Consider the following 21,137-nt stretch of genomic DNA (forward strand, 5'->3'; position numbering starts at 1 on the left):
GAAGCACCGATAAATTCTTAAAACAATATGCTTAAAGGTAAAAATGCACTTAAAAAGATTTTTATTTATTGATAAATAAGTAAACCAAATAATAATAAATGGAGATGAATGATAATGAAATTTGAAAATAAAACTGTCATCGTAACTGGCGGAGGTACTGGAATTGGTAAAGCAACTGCAAAAAGATTTTTTGAAGAAGGAGCAAATGTTATTATTAATGGTCGTCGAGAAAACGTGTTAAAGGAAACAGCTGTGGAGATTGATCCAACTGGCAAAAAAGTTTTATATGTAGTGGGCGACATTAGTAAAAAAGAAACTTCAGAGAACTTGGTAAAAAAAGCAGTAGAATCGTTTGGTGGTGTAGATGTATTAGTTAATAATACAGGTAAATTTAATCCAACACCGTTCCTTGAACATACAGAAGATGATGTAGCATCTTATTTAGATACAATCGTAAAAGGAACATTCTATCCTTCTCAAGCAGTTATACCAGAAATGAAAAAACGTGGAGGAGGAGCGATTGTAAATACTGGTTCAATGTGGGCTATTCAAGCTGTGGAAGCAACTCCTTCATCAGCTTACTCAGCTGCAATGGCAGGAAGACACGCTTTAACAAGAAACTTAGCTGTAGAATTTGCTAGCGATCGCATTCGAGTAAATGCTGTAGCACCTGCAGTTGTTGAAACACCAATTTACAATACTTTTATGTCAGAAGAAGAAGTAGCAGAGGTGTTACCAACTTTTAATGAGTTTCATCCAATTGGACGCAATGGTACTCCAGAAGATGTAGCAAATGCCGTTTTATTCCTTGCTGATGATTCATCATCATGGATTACAGGTATTATTATGCCACTTGATGGTGGAGTTACAGCTCGATTAAGATAAAAATAAAAAGGGACAATCATAGAAATGGTTGTTCCTTTTTCTATAAACCTAAGCAGATAACAAAGGGGCAAGTAAATGAAAAAAGTAGAAGAATTAACTTCAATGGACATGATAGAAGATTTCTTAAAAAATCGCGAATTAAGCTTTTTATACGTGTCGAGGGAAGATTGTGGTGTATGCCATGCTGTTTTACCAAGGCTAAGAGAATTATTAGACCAATTTCCACAGATCTATTTAGGACATATCAATGCTTATAAGGTAGAAGAGATAGCAGCTAAATTCTCTATTTTTACTGTACCTGCATTACTTTTATTTGTAGACGGAAAAGAAGTATTAAGAAAGGCACGGTTCATTCACTTCGATGAATTAGAGAGACGATTAGAGAAAATTTATGGCATGTATAACCAGACTTAAATAGAAATTAGTCAGTTAATTTTTCTTGACTTATAAAAATGCTAATACTATAATTCAATTAATCAATTGAATATTATATTGTGTTGATTGATCTCAATAAGAAATGGGGGTTTATTATTTTGAACACTATACCAAAAGCTTACCTTCAAATTACTTTAGATATTGATGCTGCTCATCGAACAGATGCAGCAAAAGTTTATACTACTTATAAGGAACCTTTTTTGAAAAGTATTTCAGGAGCGATTTCTAAAGAACTTCTAATTCGTGATGAAGATGTTCAAGTATTACATGGGTTTAGCAGCGTGTTAGAAGCAGAAGCTTATCTTAAAAGTGAACTTTTCAATAATGACGTTGTTGTTGGGCTAAAAGATTTATTAAAGTCTGAGCCAGAGGTTAGAATTTATAGCGCTAATTAAATAGTCATAACAAGTTATGAGGTTAGTTACAAATGTCAGTCACGACTGAACATATCACAGCAGTATTGAACTAATTTAAATGAAGTAATAGGTTTTCTATCTTTTAATAATTAACCTTGTAACTCACCATAATAAATTAGAAACAGTTATATCAATGGATTTATGCATTGTAAACGGTGAGATTGTTCATTTAAGCTAACCTGCAAAAGAAAACAGCATCTATAATCAAGTTTTAACACATCACTTTCTCTTGCAGATGAGTATGAGCAACCGAAATCATTGTCTTGTTATTTTTGCTTCAACTATAGTATTATCAACAATGTAATCAATTGAATAATAAAGGATGATTAGTATGGAAGAGCTCATTTCTTCTGCAAAAGATTATAAAGATGAATTATATAAACAACTTTCAAGAATTGGAAAATGCTTATCAAGTGACAAACGCCTTGAGATATTAAACTTGTTAGCTCAGGGGCCAAAATCAGTTGAAAAGTTAACACAAGATACAGGGATGAATGTGGCAAATGTTTCTCGTCATTTGCAAGTATTGAATGACTCAAGATTAGTTAAGTTTACTAAAAAGGGAACATATGCGATTTATTCATTAGCTGATCCGTCTGTTGTGGAATTTCTATTTTCCTTATGGCGTATTGCTGAAAATCAACTTTCAGACATTACGCGAATTAAAGAAGATTTCTTCGGTGAGATGGAAGGCTTATATACACTTACGATGGATCAAGTGCACGAAAAGTTAGATGGAGGAGACGTTATCCTTCTGGACTTGCGCCCTACAGAAGAATATCAAGCTGGACATATAGAAGGTGCGGTTTCTGTTCCGATGGAGGAATTAGATTCATACCTTCAACAATTACCTAAAGATAAAGAAGTTGTGGCTTATTGTAGAGGTCAGTTCTGTGCTTTCTCAGCTATAGCTGCACAAAAAATGAGTAATCAAGGGTTTAAGGCTTACCGCATGGCAGAAAGTATTCATGAATGGGAGAAGTACCTGGAGCTAAAACACTAATATATATTGCGTTATTATAGATTATAACTTCAGGATGCCTTCAATTTGAATTCTACAAATCAAACTGCAAAGTAAATTTAGATCTTAGGCAATAGCAAGTCCCAATATCTCATTCGAACTAGGAAATTATTCTTATAACAGTAAAACTATCGCTTTATAATGTCAGTAAGAATGGAAAGAGGAAATAAACACTACATTTCTTGCTGTCCTTACTCAAGAAAACCCATTTTATAACACATTCTTATATTGATGTGATTCATAAAATGTACAAACCTTCTTACTGACATGTATTTTATAAAAAAGTATCTACATCAAAGTGTTTTATACTGACCGGTAGGTATATAATTTATTGAATTTTTAGAATTAAAAGTAAAAATAGGAGGACTACTAATGAATAATGATAGTCTATATAAAAAATCAAATATTAATCGTTTAGGTGAGTTTAGTAAATTATCTCCGGATGTATTTAATGCATTTGTGAATTTTGATAAGAAGGCACTGAGTGCGGGTAAATTAAGTGCGAAATTAAAAGAGCTTATTGCCATAGCTGTAGCACATACAACAGGGTGTCCTTACTGTATAGAACTTCATGTCAAGCAGGCGAAAAACAAGGAGACAACAAAAGAGGAGCTATCTGAAGCAGTGATGGTTGCTACAGCCTTGAAGGCAGGTTCAGCTCTTGCCCATGGGGTTAATGCTCTTAATGCCTATGATAAAAATGAAGATGATGAGTTGTATAGAGCAGCTTATTTTAATCGATTAAAAGAATTTTCTCAATTAAACGGAGACGTTTTTAAAGCATTTATTTCATTCGATCAACAAGCAATGAAAGCAGGAGAACTTAGTGTGAAGGAAAAAGAGCTTATTGCCATAGCCGTAGCACATACAACAGGCTGCCCTTATTGCATTGATATTCACACTAAAGGAGCAAAAAAAGCAAAAGCTACGAAGGAAGAAGTAGCTGAAGCTATTATGGTTGCTACAGCCCTAAAAGCAGGATCTGCTCTTGCTCATGGAGTTAATGCATTAATTGCATTCGATGAATCAGATTAACATTTCTGCTCTTCTTATATGATTTTATCTGAAGATAATAGAGAGTAACAAGTTCAAACAGCGAGTATTTTGCTTCAAGGTGATAAAGGGTAGCCCAAAGCTACCCTTTTTTAATCTGAAATGTAGTGGAATCCTTGGCATAACCTAAGGTGAATTGCTCATTCGAAAGGATAATAAGAGCTGAAAAATTGGGCTGGATTAGAGAAAAAGATCTTTCGTGACCATATTTAGAAAGAGGAAACGTAATCAGAAGGAGGAAACAATATGAATAATCCTGTAGTTATTATTGGTGCTGGGTTAAGTGGTCTTCGTGCTGCGTCTCTGCTTACTGAACAAGGCATTAAATGTAGGATTTTAGAGGCTAGAGATAGAATTGGAGGTAGAGTATTGACCACTTCAGTGCCAAACAGACCTGACCTGGGGAATTTTGACCTGGGGCCAACATGGTTTTGGCCTCAGTATGAGAGAACCATTGCTAATCTTGTCAAAAAACTAAATTTAGGAACTTTTGACCAATATACCCAAGGAGCAATGCTTTCCGAGAGATACCAAAACAAACCACCAGAACGTTATGTATTACCAGAAAACTCTAATGCAAGGTCGGTACGATTCAAGGGAGGTGTACAATCCCTTATTGATGCTGTAGCAAATACTCTTCCGTCAGGTATAGTTGAATTAGAAAAGCGAGTAACAGCAATTCAATTGGATGAATCAGGCGCTATCACACTTGAAGCAGACCTTGGTAATGGAAAGAGAGAAAAAGTCTCTGCAAGTGCTGTTATACTGGCATTACCTCCTCGAATTGTGGCTAATCATATTAAATTTTCAACGTCTCTCCCTACAAGTCTTATGACTGATCTTGTAAACAAACCTACGTGGATGGCAGGACAGGCTAAGGCCGTTGCAATCTATGATCGTCCCTTTTGGAGGGAGCAAGGGCTCTCTGGATTCGTATCCAGCTGGGTTGGACCTCTACAAGAAATTCATGATGCTTCTCCTGATACGGGCTCTGGTGCATTATTTGGTTTTTTAGGAATACCAGCGAGAATGCGACAAGAATTGGGTGAGGATAAAATATTAAATTTGGTCATTGATCAATTAGCTAGGCTCTTTGGTCCGTCTGCCAAAAATGTAAGTTCAATACTATACAAGGATTGGGCCACAGATTCCGAAACGGCTGTTGATGAAGACTTTAACCCTCTTAGAGATTTTCCTGCATATGGTGAACCTCCAAAAGTAGGAGGATGGGAAAAGAAAATTATTTTTGCTGGTACAGAGACAAATTCACAATATGGTGGACATCTTGAAGGTGCACTTCTATCAGCTAAACAAGCAGTTTCTGAAATCACTAATTTAAAAAACAGATTTTCATAAAAGAAGCATTATTAATGTACTTTAACAAGAAAAAATACAGATTCCTGTTTAGTGTTTTTTCTTTTAGTGCGTAATTTATTGATAATTTGAGCAAACTACCCAAGACACTGTAAAGTGTTAAATAGGTTTATTTAAAGCATTCACCAGAAGAACTATCTTACTCGCATGAGGTAGTTTTTTCTGTTTTTAAACTGTATATAATATACAAACGTAGTTAACATAATGTGCTTTATCGGAAATAATAAACTTTAATAAACCGATATCCTCAAATATGAAGGAGAATTCTAATAAAATATTTTTAGACGGATCCTATTAAAATTTCAGTTATTTTCAATCTTGTTTAAGTGGGTCTCTTTTTATTAAATTGCGTCCAAGTTATCTTTACATATCCTTAACCTTTTTCTTAATTAAACTTAATACATAAAATCTAAGATTAAGTTAGATTAATAGTTCAATATTAAATTTAAAAGAATGAGGTTGAGAAAATGAAAAAACGTTTAATTGGCACTGCTGTTTTATCTGTTGCAACGATTGCTGCATTAACATTCAATACGACTACTCAATCGGATGCAAAGGCTGCTACTTCTTTAAACAATGGAAAAGCTAAAAACGTGATTCTCTTTGTTGGGGATGGTATGGGAACGGATCATCGTGATGCTATTCGGCTTGCCACGGTTGGAACAAATGGTAAACTTGCCATGGATGACATGCCGGTAGAAGGAAGAGTTCATACTTCTTCTGGAAGTTCATTTGTAACCGATTCAGCTGCTGCAGCTACAGCCATAGCCTCAGGTGTAAAAAGCTATAATGGGGCAGTTGGCGTTAATATGAAAGGAAAACCAGTTCAAACCGTTCTAGAGAAAGCAAAACTGTCTGGAAAAGCGACAGGCCTTGTTACCACAAGCCAAGTGACAGATGCTACTCCTGCTGCCTTTGGTGCCCATGTTTCAAATCGAAGTGCCCAAAGTGACATTGCTAAACAATATCTCGAAAATAGTAAAGTAGATGTTATCTTAGGCGGTGGAGAGGATTATTGGTATCCAGCTGGAAGTCCAGGTTCTTATCCTGATGCTCCACCTGAAGACAAAGAAGAAGGTAGTAAAGGAACGAAGGGGAATTTAGTTAATAAGGCTCAGAAATTAGGCTATACGTATGTTGATAATGCTAATGAATTGAAATATGCAAAAGGCCAAAAAGTTTTAGGCTTATTTGCGAACGAAGAAATGTTCCAACAAGCTCCTGAAGGCGAAGGGGATGTCTACAACCCAACGGTTTCTTTACGAGACATGACGAAAAAAGCTATTGATACGTTGTCTCAAAACAAAAAAGGATTCTTCCTTGTCGTAGAAGAAGAGGGAATTGATGAAATGGCTCACAATAATAATGCTTCCCTTACAATCAAAGCTGGACAACAATTAGATGATACAGTTAAAATGGCTAAAAAATATGCAAAAACTCATCCGGATACATTAGTTCTTGTGACGGCTGACCACTCGACTGGTGGTCTTTCACTTGAAACAACAGATAAAAATGATGAGTCTGGTGATGGCGTTTCTAAAGAAGACGGTCCTTTCAACATTGCTAATTCTAAGGAACAATTTATGGTAGACTGGACTACTGAAGGTCATACAGCTTCGGATGTTCCACTTAACGCAATGGGCGCAAAATCTGAACTCTTTAACGGTGTGTATGAAAATACGTATATCCACGATGCCCTTGTTAAAGCAATGAAACTTAAATAATTATATACGCATAGTCAAAACAGAAACTACTATTGAAAAAGATTGGGAGTTATTTCTCAATCTTTTTTACTTATAACATTTGTATAGATAGTAAAATCTCCTTTAGTGCAGAAAATGATAAATAGCAACCTAATAAAAAGACTAACTTACAAAGGAGTTGGTCTTTTTATAAACCTTCTATACCAACTTTGACAGTCATAATATCATAGCAAACAACATACTTAATGATAACGTGAAAATAGCTGTTTTCATCAAGATAATTACGATATTAGTTTAGTTCAAAAAAGAATGGTCAAGGAAGGGGATGAAAAAGTGAATTCAAACAAAAAAGCAGCAAAAATGGTGGGGGTACTGTTTATACTTGCAGCCGTTACGGCAATAATAGGTCTTATTTTATATGACCCCATCTTAAACGGTCCCGATTATCTCACTAGAGGTTCTGAATATGCAAACCAGGTGATAATGGGTGCAATTATGGAGTTAATCCTTGTGGTATCGGCCATCGGTACTTCAACTATAATGTTTCCATTTTTAAGAAAGTATAACGAAACGATAGCTCTTTGGCATGTTTGCTTCAGATTTCTTGAAGCAGTTATTATTACTGTGGGTGTAATCAGCGTACTGTCCTTATTGACCTTAAGTCAAGAATTTGTAGCAACAGGAACTCAGGATGCAACCTCTTTTCAAGCATCAGGAACTGTATTAAAAGCCTTACACGATTGGACATTTTTACTTGGACCAAATATCATGCTAGGTATAAATACGATGATGTACAGTTATATATTTTATAAATCTAAACTTGTGCCTAGATTTATACCAATCTTAGGTATGATTGGAGCAACTCTTGTTTTTATAGCAGGCCTGTTAGAAATGTTTGATGTATTTTCTCAACTTTCTTTTTGGGGTGCTATATTGTCGCTACCAGTAGCAGCTAATGAAATGATATTAGCTGTATGGCTCATCGTTAAAGGATTCAGTGAATCTGCACTTGCTTCTTTGGAAGAAAAAAAGAAAGCCATGAGATAATAGCGATAACATAATTAGCTTTATAAAGAACTATACGTAAACTAACGGTAGTTTGACAAACATTTATGACTATAAATTTAAGGGGTATCGTATGAAAGGTAACTAAATCAAAAAGGAGCATCCTCATGAATTAAAACATGAGGATGCTTCTTTTTAGTTTGCATGATAGCATTTTATAGTTGAATTACATATAATCATAAACAGAGTCATTAAAATAGAGCCAGTGATAATATTCAACCTGTGGATCTGTCATCTTCGAAATTTCTTCCTTATTGAATTTTTGGTAATCAATTAATTTCTGCTCTTTGGAATTTCTTTCTACTTGGCTCATCTTAAAGCCTCCTTATAGTTGACTGTAACAACTATTAAAGTTTACACTTTAAATATAATTGCTAAAGTCAACTATATCTAAAGGAGGCTGTTTTAACATGATAGAATTGAATAATGAAAGTGTGTCTGCGTTTAGACAATTTAATCGTTTTTATACCAATGTTCTTGGTTTACTGAATCAACAAATATATGATAGTCCGTTTTCATTAACAGAAACACGTATTTTATTTGAGATTAACAGTAAAAACAATTGTACAGCTAAATTGTTGCAAGAAGAATTAGCTTTAGATCGCGGTTATGTGAGTAGGATCTTAAAACGTTTTGATGAACAAAATATGATTTATAAAGAAAAATCGGAAGAAGATGGTCGTACTTATTTTATCCATCTAACTGAAAAGGCAAAAAACATTTACGATGATTTAGAAGATAAAGCTAATGAGCAGGTTGGATTTTTCCTGAGAAATTTAGATAGTAATAAACAGCAAACTCTAATTAAATCAATGAATACAATTGAAGAAATACTCTCACAACAAATTAACCCAGAAGAATTCGATGTTTACATAAAGGGAGATTTTAATCCTGAAGATAAAAAAGAGCTTATTATCGAAAAACAAAGGGCTTTTTATACAGATAACTATGGATTCGATGCGACATTTCTAGACTATCTCCATGAAACCTTTGATGCAGAAATAGAAAAAGTTTGGATTGCAGAAAATCATGGAGAATTTGCAGGATCCATAGGACTAGTAAAAGAAAGTGAAAAAACTGCTATGTTAAGGTGGTTTATCGTTGAAGACAACGTAAGGGGAAAAGGAGTAGGTACACGATTAATTCAATCGCTACTTGATTACTGTAAAGAGCAACAATATGAACGTGTCATTTTATGGACTATAAGTAGCTTACCTACAGCAAGAAGATTATATAAAAAATTCGGATTTGAAATTGCTGAAACGAAAGAAGAACAATTATTGTGGGGACAAAAACTTATCGAAGAACGATGGGAGTTAGAATTAAGATAATCAAGTTTCCTCTAAAAATCATTATAAAATAAATGTAGCAGAAAAAACTCCCCAGATGGCAGGGAGTTTTTTCTGTTTTTTAAGCTGTATATGGTATACATATTTAGTTAACATAATCACTCTTCCGATACCCAATCAAAAAGGAAACCTCATGGGGTTTGTAACGTTAGTTTTTTTAACATTTCAATATATACCTTTAATTCTGTATCACTTAAACGTGAAATACGTTCGTAAAAAATCGATTCTTTTTCCTTTAGTGCTTTTATGGTTTTTTCACGACCTAGTTCAGTTAAAGATAACAGCACTCCTCGACGGTCTTTAGGATCTCTTTCGCTCTTTACATATCCTTGATTTTTCAATTGCCTAATAAGTCTACTGATAGAGCTGCGGTCCATGGCAGTTGAATCAGCTAAGTTCGTGGCATTAGTAGGACCATGAGAATATAACCAACGAACCACCACAAAGGCTGCCACATGCATAGTTTCATCAAATGCAGATGCAGTTCTGACGTTAAGTGCATGTGCTTCGCTAATTAATGCATTAAGCTGCTCTCCAAGAGCTAACTCCAGATTTTCTCTTAAGTCAAAATTATTAATATCCATTGTTTCTCCTTCTTATCGCGAAAATATTTGACATATATCAAGTAAACAACTTAATATAATTGATATATGTCAAATATATTAAGTTGTTTATACTATGTCAAGTTAATAAAAGGAGAATAGATCATGTCTAAGTGTCCATTAATTGTAATGACTGGGGCTACCAGTGGTATTGGTCAGATTGCTGCAATTGAAATAGCAAAACGTGGAGCACATTTAGTGTTGATTGCCCGTAACAAGGATCGAGCTGAGAAAACTGAAAAATTAATAAAAGAAGCTTCACCAGAGACGAACGTTGACTTCTATTTTGGTGATTTATCGATAATGAAAGATGTACGCCATATAGGCCTAGAGATAAAACAGAACTATCCAAAAATTGATATACTCATCCACAATGCTGGACTCCATAGGTTCGAGCAGTGCATTACCTCTGAAGGATTTTCTGAGATGATTGCGGTAAACTATCTAGCACCTTGGCTACTTACAAATACGTTAAAAGATTCTCTAATAAAAGCAGATAATGCCAAAATTATTAATGTTGCTTCAGAAGCGTCACGAAATCATGGAGATTTGAAGTTACCATATGATTTGACGGACATATCTCCATTTACAGTAAGAGGATCATCTAAAATTTATGGAAAAACAAAACTTCTAAATATTATGTTTACTGGTGAACTAACACGGCAGTTTTCTGGTACCAAGGTCATTATCAATGCTATTAATCCTGGTTTTAATAATACTGGACTTGGCAGAGATCTTCGTATATCTACTGTATTAGGAAAATTTTTTAAATTGATTAATATCGGTAATCCAAAAAGAGGGGCTGATATCATTGTTCGTTTAGCATTTGATCGCGAATACGAAAGAGTCACAGGAGGATACTTTAATGTTGGAACAGGAGCAAAGATTGATCCAATATATCCAGGAAAAGATGTTTTTATGCAGCAACGTTTATGGAGTAATACAAAAGAATTATTGTTAGAGTATTTAACGTAATACTTCTCTATTCTGCAAAATAAAAGTAAAGAGACATTAAGTTGTATTTACAGCAATAACTACTATATCTGTTCCACACTCTCTTATATTTTTTATTAAGAAAACAATTGGTATACATCCCATAGCTATTACTTTTAAAAATTAAATACGGTGTACGCGAGTTACCATAATCAAAATTATAGGAACGAAAAGAAGCTCAAGAACTAGTTTAGTAGTCCTTGAGCTCCTTTTCTCCAGTGTCTTGGGGCCACTAAAGCAGAGGGCAGCTTTGTATGTAAATCGCCCTTTGCTGCATTTATCTGGGCTTGAGTAAGAAAAATACTTCCTGTCAGATCGGCACCACTTAAGTCAGCATCTCTGAAGTCTGCTCCAATAAGATCCGTTAATCTGAGGTCAGCTTCTCTAAGATCAGCAGCTATAAATATTGCTCCCTTTAAATTAGCTCCTCTAAGATTAGCTCTTCTTAACTTAGCCCCAATATAGTCACTACTACGCTTAAATTTCTTTCCTAACTTTTTGCTAGATGTTTTGGGACGGACCAATTCACTTGTACGTAAAAGTAATTCTCTGACTTTCATTCGATGCTCATGCACATCAATTTTTACAATGTTTTCTGGTGTTTGTCTAATTAAACGTTCCGTTTCTTCAAAGGAAATCCTTAAATCATCATGAATGGAATTCGTAGCTTGGAATTCAAGTGCCTCGCTTAAATACCAAAGTATTTCATGCAATTGCTGAACAATTGGAAACACATTAAACATTTCTTTAGCTCTTGCTTTATTATCTCTCCAATCATTTCCTTCATAAATCGTTTGAGAAACCCTTTGGCCAGCACCGAAACATTCATATCCCACACAGCCTTTGAATCCCGTAGTGATAAGATTCTTGTGAATGGAACATGAATAGTTTGACTGTAAATGACGGCAAGGAGTTCCACCATCTTTGTCAAAGGCAAAATCAGCAGATTTTGCGTAAGGTAAAGCTACGCAGCACAAACCAAAACAATTTGAGCAGTCCGAACGTAAATTTTCTCGAACTTTATTATCTATCTCTAGTTTGTTAGGCAAGAAAATGCATTCCTTTCTTATAATTTTCTGTAATTTTATAATAATGGGAATTATAAGATAAATAAAGGTCGTTACTGATTTAGATTTATTACTGTATAAGATATACAGATCTAGTCTACATAAGATTATTATCGGTAATAGCACAAATAACTCTGTTCAAATAAATCGAAACAGAGTTAAAACGAGTATGAAGATTTCCTGGTTAATTACAGCATTTTATATATTTCAATAAGATTCTTATCTGGGTCTCGAAAATGTGCAATACGTGATCTCCATTCTTTACGATCGTGTGGATCAGTAACAAATTCAATCCCATTTTCTCTTAAATAATCATAGGTCTTATCAACGTCTTCTACTTCAAATTGAAGTAAAAAGTTTGATGGGGATTCGCTACTTAAAGACTTATCTTCCTTTCCAATTACTTTCATCATAGCCTTTTGAGATAAAAGCTCGATTTTCGTTTCTCCATTATTGAAAAGTGCATACTCCATTTCTTCTTCATACCAACTTATTGGAATTCCGAGTAAATTTTTATAGAATTCAACACTTTTTTTAAAATCCTTAACTAATAGCCTAATCTGTAGCAGCTTCAATTCAATCTCCTCCTCATGGTATAATTCTCTCTATTTATTAAAAGACCTTCGTGTTTTTTCATTCGTGTACCCTACACATTTTTAGTTAACCTAATAGAAATTATAGATAATTGTCCTTTCTTAATTGTGATTTTTCAATTTTTCTAGCTTGTCTATGTCTCCATTAACTATTAGATCAATGTGTGCAGAAATAATATCAATAGTTAAATCCCACCATTTAATTTCTAATAATTTATTAATAATTTGTTCTGGGAAACGTTCTTTGATTTTTCGTGCAGGATTTCCTCCAACAATCGTGTAGGGTTCCACATCCTTTGTAATAACTGACTTGGCTGCTACAATGGCGCCGTCACCTATATTAATTCCAGGCATAATGACCGTGTCCATTCCAATCCAGACATCATTTCCAATTATCGTATCCCCTTTAAAGGGCAATTGATCTAGCATTGGTGTATGTTTTTCCCAACCGTGTCCAAATATATTGAACGGATAAGCTGAGAAGCCATCCATCTTATGATTAGCTCCATTCATAATAAACGTTACGCCTGGGGCTAGGGCACAAAATTTCCCTATAACAAGTCGATCACCAAAGAACTCATAATGATACAATACCTGATCTTCAAAGGATTCTCCTCTTCTTGCATCGTAATAGGAATAGTCGCCTACGATAATATTTGGCCTAGTAATTGTATTTTTAATGAATTGTACAACATCATTTCCTTTAATCGGATATTTATCTGTAGGATCTGGGCCGTGTGCTTTATTCGATTTCATAAGTATTCACTGCCTCTCATGGTTTTTGGACAAAACTCAATCGACCTAACTTATTACATTCCTCTGCGAACCATAAAGCTTGATCCGATCCGACTACAATACCATGTGGCTCCGCATTTGCTGTAGGAATAGGATATTCCGTAATTTCTCCGTTCACAGTAATACGCCCTATTTGATTGCTCCCCCATTCAGTAAACCATAAAGCGTTATCAGGACCTGTTACAATTGCATGTGGACGAGCATTCGGAGTAGGAATAGAGTACTCATTTATAACTCCAGAAGTGGTAATTCTCCCAACATTATTGCCGTTAATTTCTACAAACCAAAGTGCACCATCTGGCCCGTTTGTAATGCCTACAGGCCCAGCTTGTTCTGTAGGTAACTGATATGTAGTTACTTCTCCTTCTAGTGTAATACGCCCTATTTGATTACTTTGATTTAGAGTAAACCATAGAGCATTATCAGAACCTGCCACAATAAAAGAAGGGTAGGAACCAGGCTGAGGTAGATCATGCTCGATTATTTCACCTGACGGTAAAATTCGTCCTATTCTATTTCCATTCATTTCTGTGAACCAAATGTCTCCGTTATGTCCTTCAGTTATTCCAAAAGGTGCTGAATCTGAGTTAGGTAGGACATATTCCATAATCTCTCCCGTTATTGTTAGTTTTCCAATTTTATTAGTCTTATTTTCCGCAAACCAAATGTCCCCCTGAGTTGTAGAAGTGATGGATAGCGCCCCTGCATCAATAGTAGGGACATTAAAATGTTTCACCTTACCTTCTACAGTCATTCGCCCTATTTGATTAGTTTTATATTGTGTAAACCAAAGTGCGCCGTCTTTTCCTGAAGTAATCCCATAAGGTCCTGAATCTACATGAGGCAATTCGTATTCTTTGATTTTTACGATCAAATAAATTCCTCCTTTTCTTTGTATAAAATCTTTTTAGTAATTCGTTATAAGATAATTAGATTCCTGTCAAAGAAGTCTTTTATAAGACGAGAAAAGTTAGTTAACATAAAACCATTTATCGGGAATAAAAAAGGCTAAATATCTCTACATAAGATTTATGTAAAGGTACTTAGCCTTTTTACTAACTACTCTTAAAATTTAATACCTATCTCTTCAAAAGAAATTCTACTTTCAGATAGAGCTTCCTCATTTTCAGCTTCAATCATTAGAACTTCTTCTTTAGTAAGTACAATCGTTTCTGAAGGTTTACTAATTTTTCTTTTGAAAAGAGATTTTAATAAGTGCACCTGTTTTTCACTTAAATCATGGTACTCTTGTAATTCATCTATCGCTGATTCGATTTCCATCGTTTCTTTATTCAACAAAAATCCTCCATGTTCAATCATTGCATGGAATGGATCTTGAGAATAAACATCCTCTTGAATACACCAAAAAGCAGTAGTGATAACAGGAGCTATATTTCCGTCTATTTCATCCAACAAGTATTGGAGAGCTTCTGATTCTGCCAACTGTTGAACTTCCTGTGGAGCTTCTTTTAAATAATCCAGAGCGTCTTTATGCTCATCAATACGATCACTATTATCATCACGAAAAGCAGCTACACAATAATCTTTGTTAAATGTTATAGTACCTCGTCCACCCTGACTATCTTGCATACTATAATTATCTCCATCCCAAGAATGTTCGTTTGCGAATTCAGGATATTGAGCAACCGATATTGCATGAGCAATAGAAGAAAGCATACACCCTTGCCAAATCTGAGTTTTGTTCCAATTTATTTTTTCCATAACCTCTTATTCCCTTCACAATTACAAGAAATATAAATCATTTCATACTGCTTAATTATATATGAAAATCACCCAAAAGTATTATGTATACTCCATACATGTTTAGTTAACATAATCACTCTTTCCGGTACACAACCAAAAAGCGAGCCCATGATACACAAAGGCTCGCTCACTTTTCGTTTTTCTCATTTATACACAATTTTATACATTGTTGATTTAACAACACTTTCAAAGAAAATCAATACTTATTCTATGTATAAAAACCTTACATATTATGCATTAATAAAATATTAATTTGATAATCCATAATAATGAGTAACATTAGCAATTCTGTTGCTCATACTAGAACCTTTATAAAAATTTATACTATCTTGATAGAAATGAGCTTTATGAGCATCTTTATAATGATACAAACTGTAATAAACTGTAAATTTATCTGATGTGAAAGAACCCATTATTGTTGCTGCTAAACCAGTTACTGCAGCAACTTTAGGTTTTTTCTGAAGAAGTAGTAAAATAATTGTAGTTGCTACGCCTGCTGCAGTAGCATTAATTACATTAAATGAACCAGTATCACTAGATACATAATTATAAGTACCTGACCCTGTACTTGAATTACCAAGAGTAAAGTATTTCGTGCTAGATGCTTTTAATACTTGCATTTGTTGAGTTTGAGAAGTATTAACATTAGAACTAACTTCAGTATCTTTTACTATATTGTTTACTACTAACTCGCCATTTAACCAAATTTCACCTTTGTCTTTATAATAAGTGGCCACTTGTTCTTCGCCATTTTCATTAGAAAAAGTTAATGTTTCAGTATTTTTATTTTCATCTGACTTAATATCATAATTATAGTCACCATCTTCTAATGTAAAAGATCCATTCCTAGGAAGATCGTCTCCATAAGTATTTGAATTAGAATTGTTTTCTGCTGCACTTGCAAGAGATGAAAAGCTACCTAATGCAGTTGCCAGAATAGTAGATTGTATTACAACTTTATTGATTTTCATATTAATTTTCTCCTTTTTTAGGTATAATAGGATTATAACCCTAAATATACCTTTTTTCTACCACTTTTACCAAATTAATTCCAAGGAGGGGGATTGTACATGAACAATAGCTTAAACAAAATAATCCACTACATAACGTTAGTTGCTATGGTACTGTTAATTATTCCATCCGGATTCAAATCTCTTTATTTTCATATATTTTGTATTGTATTAGGTATATTTATAACTAATAAGGGTCTTCAAGGGTCTAATAAAAATACTTTTTCAATAGTATGTGGGATTATCATTATTCTAATAGGTCTATATAAATTAATATTTTAATTTATATAAAACTAGAAAAATGGAAAGAAGCTAAGTTTATTTAAACTTAGCTTCTTTCCATTTCATTTTCTTGTTGCTTATTTTTCTTTTGAATACGATCAACATATTGAAAAAACAAAATATGTTTCATCTTTTCAACACTCTTATCAATCCAATTTAAAGCTTTTTCCTTCCAGGCTTTCAATGTCTTATTCTCTTCTCTTAATTCATGAACCTGCTGATTTGCTTAATCCAGCTCTTCTTGTGACACATAATTCTTTATATAACCAAGATTCATCTTTGTTAAGCTCTCATTCACTTCATTTGCCTGGACAAGCTCTTTTTTTGTTTTCTCACGTTTTTGCTTCTCAATCATTAAATCATTGCTAAGAGAGCTTATATCTCTTTCCTAATTCTTGATTAGAAACATAACTAAGTATATTATCAATTGTCTATTTGCAATTACCATATTGCATAAAATAAAAACCTAGATATCCGTAAACGTATACTTTTACGGACGAAATATTTAAATTTATTACAAGTTGTTAAAGTAAATATTATTGTTAACAAAATAAAAATCTACCTCGGTATGGCAAGCGAGGTAGATTTTATCAGGGTTTACACGTATAAACGTGTTAAAATCAATTCCAACCGATTATATATTATTTTCTCAATATATACCTTTTTAAGAAAATTTAACACTTTAATTTTATAAATGAAAATAATCAAAATTGGTGAGAGAAAGACTTTTCTATCCTGTTGTTCTTTCGTGTAGTCACATTCTACATATTATACTGTAACGCCCTTTTTGACTTTCTCTTCAACAAAGATTTTCCACTTAGAACAGCTTCTAGACTAACTTTTTTGCTTTTGTAGAAGCATAAATATCTCTGTAGGTCCCAATGTCAATGTTATCTGGTCGATTATCTAAAGTATTATTAGTAAGGTGTCTAATACATTCAGCTTCTAGAGCAAGATTTCCAAACTTTTTGTATGCTACAAAACGGTGAACTAATATGGGTCTAGACATTCCCTTATGTGCTACACCAAATATTTTATAAAAAGAATTTTTTGTTTTACGTATAGATCCTCTTACTTTTTGACCTTTTGGATTAATTATTTCACCCGTTTTATTAATCGTATATCCTTTTTGGCTTGCTAATCTTATCATTTCATTACTTTTACTCAAAGAAATCAACTCCTACATGTATTACTTAGACTTCATACTGAATTTCTACTACAAAATATATTCAATCAATAGGAAATTAGGTAAAGTCTATATTCTACTTTATACTTTAAAAAGAAACTCTATTTTGTTGAATAAAGTCCAAAAGAATAACCCAACTTTGAAGTTGGGCTACCCTTAATTTATTAATTTTTCAATTTATGAAAAGGAATGTTTTAGAGTTCTTCTCCATTGCTTTCAATTACTGTTTTATACCAATAGAATGAATCTTTACGACTTCTCTCTAATGTACCGTTTCCTTCATCATCTTTGTCTACATAGATGAATCCATAACGCTTAGACATTTCTCCTGTTGAAGCACTTACTAAATCGATGCATCCCCAAGGAGTATAACCCATTAGTTCGACCCCATCTTCAATGGCCTCCCCCATTGCTTTGATGTGTTCACGAATATAATCAATTCGATAATGGTCGTTTATTGAACCGTCTTCCTCTATCTCATCGTAGGCTCCTAGACCGTTTTCTACCACGAATAATGGCTTTTGATAACGGTCATATAATTGATTTAAAGAAATTTGAAGACCAATTGGGTCGATTTCCCATCCCCATTCACTCGCTTTTAAAAATGGGTTTTTAATTCCACCTAAGATATTTCCTTGACCCACTTCTTCAGGTGCCTTTTCCTTCTTCTCGGTACGTGACATATAGTAACTTAAGGCTATATAATCAACCGTATTTTCTTTCATTAATTCAAGGTCGCCTTCTTCAAGTTCAATTTCTATATCATGCTCCCTCCAGTATCGTTTAATGAAAGCTGGGTATACACCTCTCACTTGGACATCTCCGCAGAAGTAATTAAACAGTTGCTCTTCTTTTAACGCATATAACACGTTTTCAGGATCGCAATTCACAGAATAAGTAGGAAGATATACAAGCATACAACCAATCTGAGAATCCAGAATGATTTCATGGCAAAGCTGTACAGCTCTTGCACTTGCAACAAACTGGTGATGGTAAGCCTGAAATGTAGATTGGTATTTATCTTCTTCCTTTTGAATAGCAAACCCTAAACCTAAAATTGGCATATGCAAGCTGCTGTTGATTTCATTGAATGTCATCCAATATTTAACCTTACTTTTGTAGCGATTAAAAATGGCTGTTACATACCTTTCAAAAAACGTAACAACTTGACGGTCCTTCCAACCACCATACTCTTTTACAAGATGAAGTGGCATTTCATAGTGGGAAATTGTCACGACTGGTTCAATATTGTATTTACGTAATTCATCAAATACGCTTTCATAGAAAGCTAACCCTTCTTCATTTGGTGTTAACTCATCGCCGTTAGGAAAAATGCGTGACCAAGCAATCGACATACGAAATACCTTAAATCCCATTTCTGCAAAAAGTGCGATATCTTCTTTATAACGATGATAAAAATCAATTGCTGTGTGATTTGGATACGTATATTTTTCTCGATTCAACTCAAAATTAAAACCCGGATCTTTTAATACTTTTAGTCTTACTTTGCCACCCGGTAAAACGTCGGGTGTATTTAAGCCTTTACCGCCTTCAGCATAAGCCCCCTCTAATTGATTGGCTGCTGTTGCTCCTCCCCATAAAAAATTTTCTGGGAATTTCACTTTAAAATTTGTCATGTTATCTCTCCTCTTTTGATTATAAATATTTTATTTAACTATAGTTAGTATAGAGTCATCTAGAGCTACACGTTCAGCATCTGTTGGTACGACATCTAGATAATTAACAGTATTAGTAATAATAATAGGTGTCGTAACTTGATAACCTGCTTCTTTAATTCTTTCAATGTCAAAATTGACTAGCAAATCACCTTGTTTCACTTGATCACCCTGTTTAATTTGTGGATTGTAGTACTTTCCATCTAATTGGACGGTATCAATACCAATATGAATCAGAATTTCGATACCTTCGTCTGATGTAATTCCAATAGCATGTCCTGTTGGAAACAGGGTTGAAATCACTCCGTCAACGGGAGAAAAAGCCTTACCAGTAGTAGGTTCAATCGCAATACCTTTTCCTAATGCTCCTGAGGAAAATACTTGGTCATTCACCTGATTTAATAATTTCACATCTCCCGTTAGTGGACTAACAATCGGTGCTGTTTTCATTAGTGATGATTTATTTTCAGTTTTATTATCTGTTTCTTGTTGGATACTAGCTACTTCTTGTTGTTTTTTATCCTCGAATCCGAACAAGATTGTCAAAAGTGCTCCGCAAACTAAGGCAGCTAAAATTCCAATTGTATAGGTTCCAATAGGTGAAAATGCTGAAATTGATAAAAGAGATGGAAACGCAAAAGTTATTCCTTTTACTCCTAATAATCCATTAATTGCTCCACCCACTGCACCAGCAATTGCTACATAAGGAACTGTACGTTTAAAACGAAGTACTAGTCCATAAATGATTGGCTCCGTAACGCCTGCAAGTAAACCAGGAACTGCAGTAGATCCCGCCAATGCTTTTACCTGTTTATCTTTAGTTTTAAGGAAAATGCCTAGTGCTACACCCATTTGAGCGAATACACCACTAGCAACCATAGCAAAAATCGGGTCACCACCAGCAGCTATATTGGCTAAGATAATAGGAACAAGTGCCCAATGAAGACCAAAGATAGTAAGGAAAGTCCAAGCAGCTCCCAGAATCGCACCAGTTAAAATACCACTTTTATCGCTTAGGAAGCTAATACCCGATCCAATAGCATTCCCTGTGTAGACTCCAAAAGGTCCGAAAGCTATAACAGTTAATGGTACAATAATAACAAGTGACAGCATTGGTACTAAAAACATTTGTACATCTTTATGAATGACTTTCTTCAGAAACTTTTCTAAAGCTGCATAAATACTAACTGCGATAAAAATTGGAAAAACACTAGATGAATAGTCCATCAATACCACTGGAACACTTAAAAATGAAGTAGTTTTTCCTTCAGCTAATAGACCTGTCAAATTAGGTTCCAACAGTGCTGCTCCAATTGTACCCCCTACAAAAGGATTTGCTCCTAGTTTAGTTGCCAGGGTAATTCCCAGCATAATGGGTAGGAAATAAAACACTGCGTTACCGGCAGCAGATAAAATGTGGTAGGTTCCACTTTCTTGTGATAACCATCCTAAAGATACAAGGACTGTCAATACTGCTTTTAACATACCTGCCCCGGCAAATGCTCCAATTAATGGTGAAAAACTTCGTGAAACCGTCTCAAAAATAATAGACATAATTGTCCCTTTTGGTTCATCTTTAGAGCTGGAGTTCTTTCCAAAGTTCCCTATCTTTATAATTTCTTCATAAACATTTGAAACATGACTTCCAACAACTACTTGGAACTGTCCTCCACTCTCTACTACGCTTAAAATACCATTCAGATTTTGAATCTCTGTTTTCTGAGCCTTTTTATTGTCTTTTAGTTTAAATCGTAGTCGAGTCGCACAATGAACAAGACTTGATACATTTTGGTCTCCGCCAACAAATTGAAGAATATCTTTAGCTAATTTATCGTAGCTCATTTCTTGCACCCCTTTTGTTAAGTATG

Annotated in this window: 22 protein-coding genes; 10 read left to right on the forward strand and 12 right to left on the reverse strand. The window is 34.3% G+C overall.

Features of this window, described 5'->3' with window-relative positions; genetic code table 11:
* Positions 1-114: 114 nt before the first annotated feature.
* The 8 genes from LAV82_RS27645 (at position 115) to LAV82_RS27680 (ending at position 7,934) form a co-directional block, all read left to right on the forward strand.
* Complete coding sequence (locus LAV82_RS27645; RefSeq protein WP_499717390.1) at positions 115-885, forward strand: SDR family NAD(P)-dependent oxidoreductase; 771 nt, start codon at positions 115-117, stop codon at positions 883-885.
* Positions 886-960: 75 nt separating this feature from the next.
* Positions 961-1,299: a thioredoxin family protein gene (locus LAV82_RS27650; RefSeq protein ID WP_499717391.1), complete on the forward strand. Its 339-nt coding sequence runs from the start codon at positions 961-963 to the stop codon at positions 1,297-1,299.
* A gap of 119 nt (positions 1,300-1,418) precedes the next feature.
* Positions 1,419-1,715 (forward strand): hypothetical protein, encoded by a 297-nt coding sequence (locus LAV82_RS27655; RefSeq protein ID WP_499717392.1) that lies wholly within the window; start codon positions 1,419-1,421, stop codon positions 1,713-1,715.
* Between the two features lie 352 nt (positions 1,716-2,067).
* Positions 2,068-2,739: an ArsR/SmtB family transcription factor gene (locus tag LAV82_RS27660; RefSeq protein ID WP_499717393.1), complete on the forward strand. Its 672-nt coding sequence runs from the start codon at positions 2,068-2,070 to the stop codon at positions 2,737-2,739.
* Between the two features lie 390 nt (positions 2,740-3,129).
* Complete coding sequence (locus LAV82_RS27665) at positions 3,130-3,792, forward strand: carboxymuconolactone decarboxylase family protein (protein ID WP_499717394.1); 663 nt, start codon at positions 3,130-3,132, stop codon at positions 3,790-3,792.
* Positions 3,793-4,056: 264 nt separating this feature from the next.
* On the forward strand, positions 4,057-5,166 hold the full coding sequence (locus LAV82_RS27670) for a flavin monoamine oxidase family protein (RefSeq protein ID WP_499717395.1): 1,110 nt from the start codon (positions 4,057-4,059) through the stop codon (positions 5,164-5,166).
* A gap of 485 nt (positions 5,167-5,651) precedes the next feature.
* Positions 5,652-6,908: an alkaline phosphatase gene (locus tag LAV82_RS27675; RefSeq protein ID WP_114894341.1), complete on the forward strand. Its 1,257-nt coding sequence runs from the start codon at positions 5,652-5,654 to the stop codon at positions 6,906-6,908.
* A gap of 312 nt (positions 6,909-7,220) precedes the next feature.
* On the forward strand, positions 7,221-7,934 hold the full coding sequence (locus LAV82_RS27680) for a DUF4386 domain-containing protein (RefSeq protein WP_074898438.1): 714 nt from the start codon (positions 7,221-7,223) through the stop codon (positions 7,932-7,934).
* 184 nt (positions 7,935-8,118) lie between these two features.
* On the opposite strand, the gene LAV82_RS27685 is transcribed toward LAV82_RS27680, so the two are convergent.
* Positions 8,119-8,265 (reverse strand): BH0509 family protein, encoded by a 147-nt coding sequence (locus tag LAV82_RS27685; RefSeq protein WP_499717396.1) that lies wholly within the window; start codon positions 8,263-8,265, stop codon positions 8,119-8,121.
* A gap of 97 nt (positions 8,266-8,362) precedes the next feature.
* Here LAV82_RS27685 and LAV82_RS27690 point away from each other — a divergent pair, with 97 nt between their 5' ends.
* Entirely contained in the window at positions 8,363-9,283 is a 921-nt protein-coding gene (locus LAV82_RS27690) for a bifunctional helix-turn-helix transcriptional regulator/GNAT family N-acetyltransferase (protein WP_499717397.1), read from the forward strand.
* 149 nt (positions 9,284-9,432) lie between these two features.
* Here LAV82_RS27690 and LAV82_RS27695 read toward each other — a convergent pair whose 3' ends face one another.
* Entirely contained in the window at positions 9,433-9,885 is a 453-nt protein-coding gene (locus LAV82_RS27695) for a MarR family winged helix-turn-helix transcriptional regulator (protein WP_211079788.1), read from the reverse strand.
* Positions 9,886-10,008: 123 nt separating this feature from the next.
* Between LAV82_RS27695 and LAV82_RS27700 the strand changes: the two genes are divergently transcribed.
* The gene (locus tag LAV82_RS27700) at positions 10,009-10,878 is read left to right on the forward strand and encodes an SDR family NAD(P)-dependent oxidoreductase (protein ID WP_499717398.1); all 870 of its coding nucleotides are present in this window, start codon (positions 10,009-10,011) and stop codon (positions 10,876-10,878) included.
* Positions 10,879-11,081: 203 nt separating this feature from the next.
* On the opposite strand, the gene LAV82_RS27705 is transcribed toward LAV82_RS27700, so the two are convergent.
* From LAV82_RS27705 to LAV82_RS27750, 10 genes are all read right to left on the reverse strand, one after another.
* Positions 11,082-11,945 (reverse strand): pentapeptide repeat-containing protein, encoded by an 864-nt coding sequence (locus tag LAV82_RS27705; RefSeq protein ID WP_499717399.1) that lies wholly within the window; start codon positions 11,943-11,945, stop codon positions 11,082-11,084.
* A 206-nt stretch (positions 11,946-12,151) separates the two neighbouring features.
* Positions 12,152-12,538, reverse strand: coding sequence for a VOC family protein (locus LAV82_RS27710; RefSeq protein ID WP_387541095.1), 387 nt, complete (start codon positions 12,536-12,538; stop codon positions 12,152-12,154).
* A 120-nt stretch (positions 12,539-12,658) separates the two neighbouring features.
* Complete coding sequence (locus LAV82_RS27715; protein WP_499717400.1) at positions 12,659-13,312, reverse strand: Vat family streptogramin A O-acetyltransferase; 654 nt, start codon at positions 13,310-13,312, stop codon at positions 12,659-12,661.
* Positions 13,313-13,328: 16 nt separating this feature from the next.
* Positions 13,329-14,225 carry a virginiamycin B lyase family protein gene (locus LAV82_RS27720; RefSeq protein ID WP_200508860.1) on the reverse strand — a complete coding sequence of 299 codons (897 nt, stop codon included), beginning with the start codon at positions 14,223-14,225 and terminating at the stop codon, positions 13,329-13,331.
* 191 nt (positions 14,226-14,416) lie between these two features.
* On the reverse strand, positions 14,417-15,073 hold the full coding sequence (locus LAV82_RS27725) for a hypothetical protein (RefSeq protein ID WP_499717401.1): 657 nt from the start codon (positions 15,071-15,073) through the stop codon (positions 14,417-14,419).
* 290 nt (positions 15,074-15,363) lie between these two features.
* On the reverse strand, positions 15,364-16,086 hold the full coding sequence (locus LAV82_RS27730) for a hypothetical protein (RefSeq protein ID WP_499717402.1): 723 nt from the start codon (positions 16,084-16,086) through the stop codon (positions 15,364-15,366).
* A gap of 367 nt (positions 16,087-16,453) precedes the next feature.
* Positions 16,454-16,591: a hypothetical protein gene (locus LAV82_RS27735; RefSeq protein ID WP_499717403.1), complete on the reverse strand. Its 138-nt coding sequence runs from the start codon at positions 16,589-16,591 to the stop codon at positions 16,454-16,456.
* 645 nt (positions 16,592-17,236) lie between these two features.
* Positions 17,237-17,575, reverse strand: coding sequence for a hypothetical protein (locus LAV82_RS27740; protein ID WP_211080217.1), 339 nt, complete (start codon positions 17,573-17,575; stop codon positions 17,237-17,239).
* 212 nt (positions 17,576-17,787) lie between these two features.
* A complete protein-coding gene (gene ascB, locus LAV82_RS27745; RefSeq protein WP_211080218.1) occupies positions 17,788-19,230 on the reverse strand; it encodes a 6-phospho-beta-glucosidase in 1,443 nt (480 codons plus the stop codon).
* A gap of 30 nt (positions 19,231-19,260) precedes the next feature.
* Positions 19,261-21,111, reverse strand: coding sequence for a beta-glucoside-specific PTS transporter subunit IIABC (locus LAV82_RS27750; protein WP_499717404.1), 1,851 nt, complete (start codon positions 21,109-21,111; stop codon positions 19,261-19,263).
* Positions 21,112-21,137 lie beyond the last annotated feature (26 nt).

Origin of the sequence: Bacillus sp. ILBB4 (assembly GCF_035064545.1) — a bacterium.
Classification (GTDB): domain Bacteria; phylum Bacillota; class Bacilli; order Bacillales; family Bacillaceae_H; genus Priestia.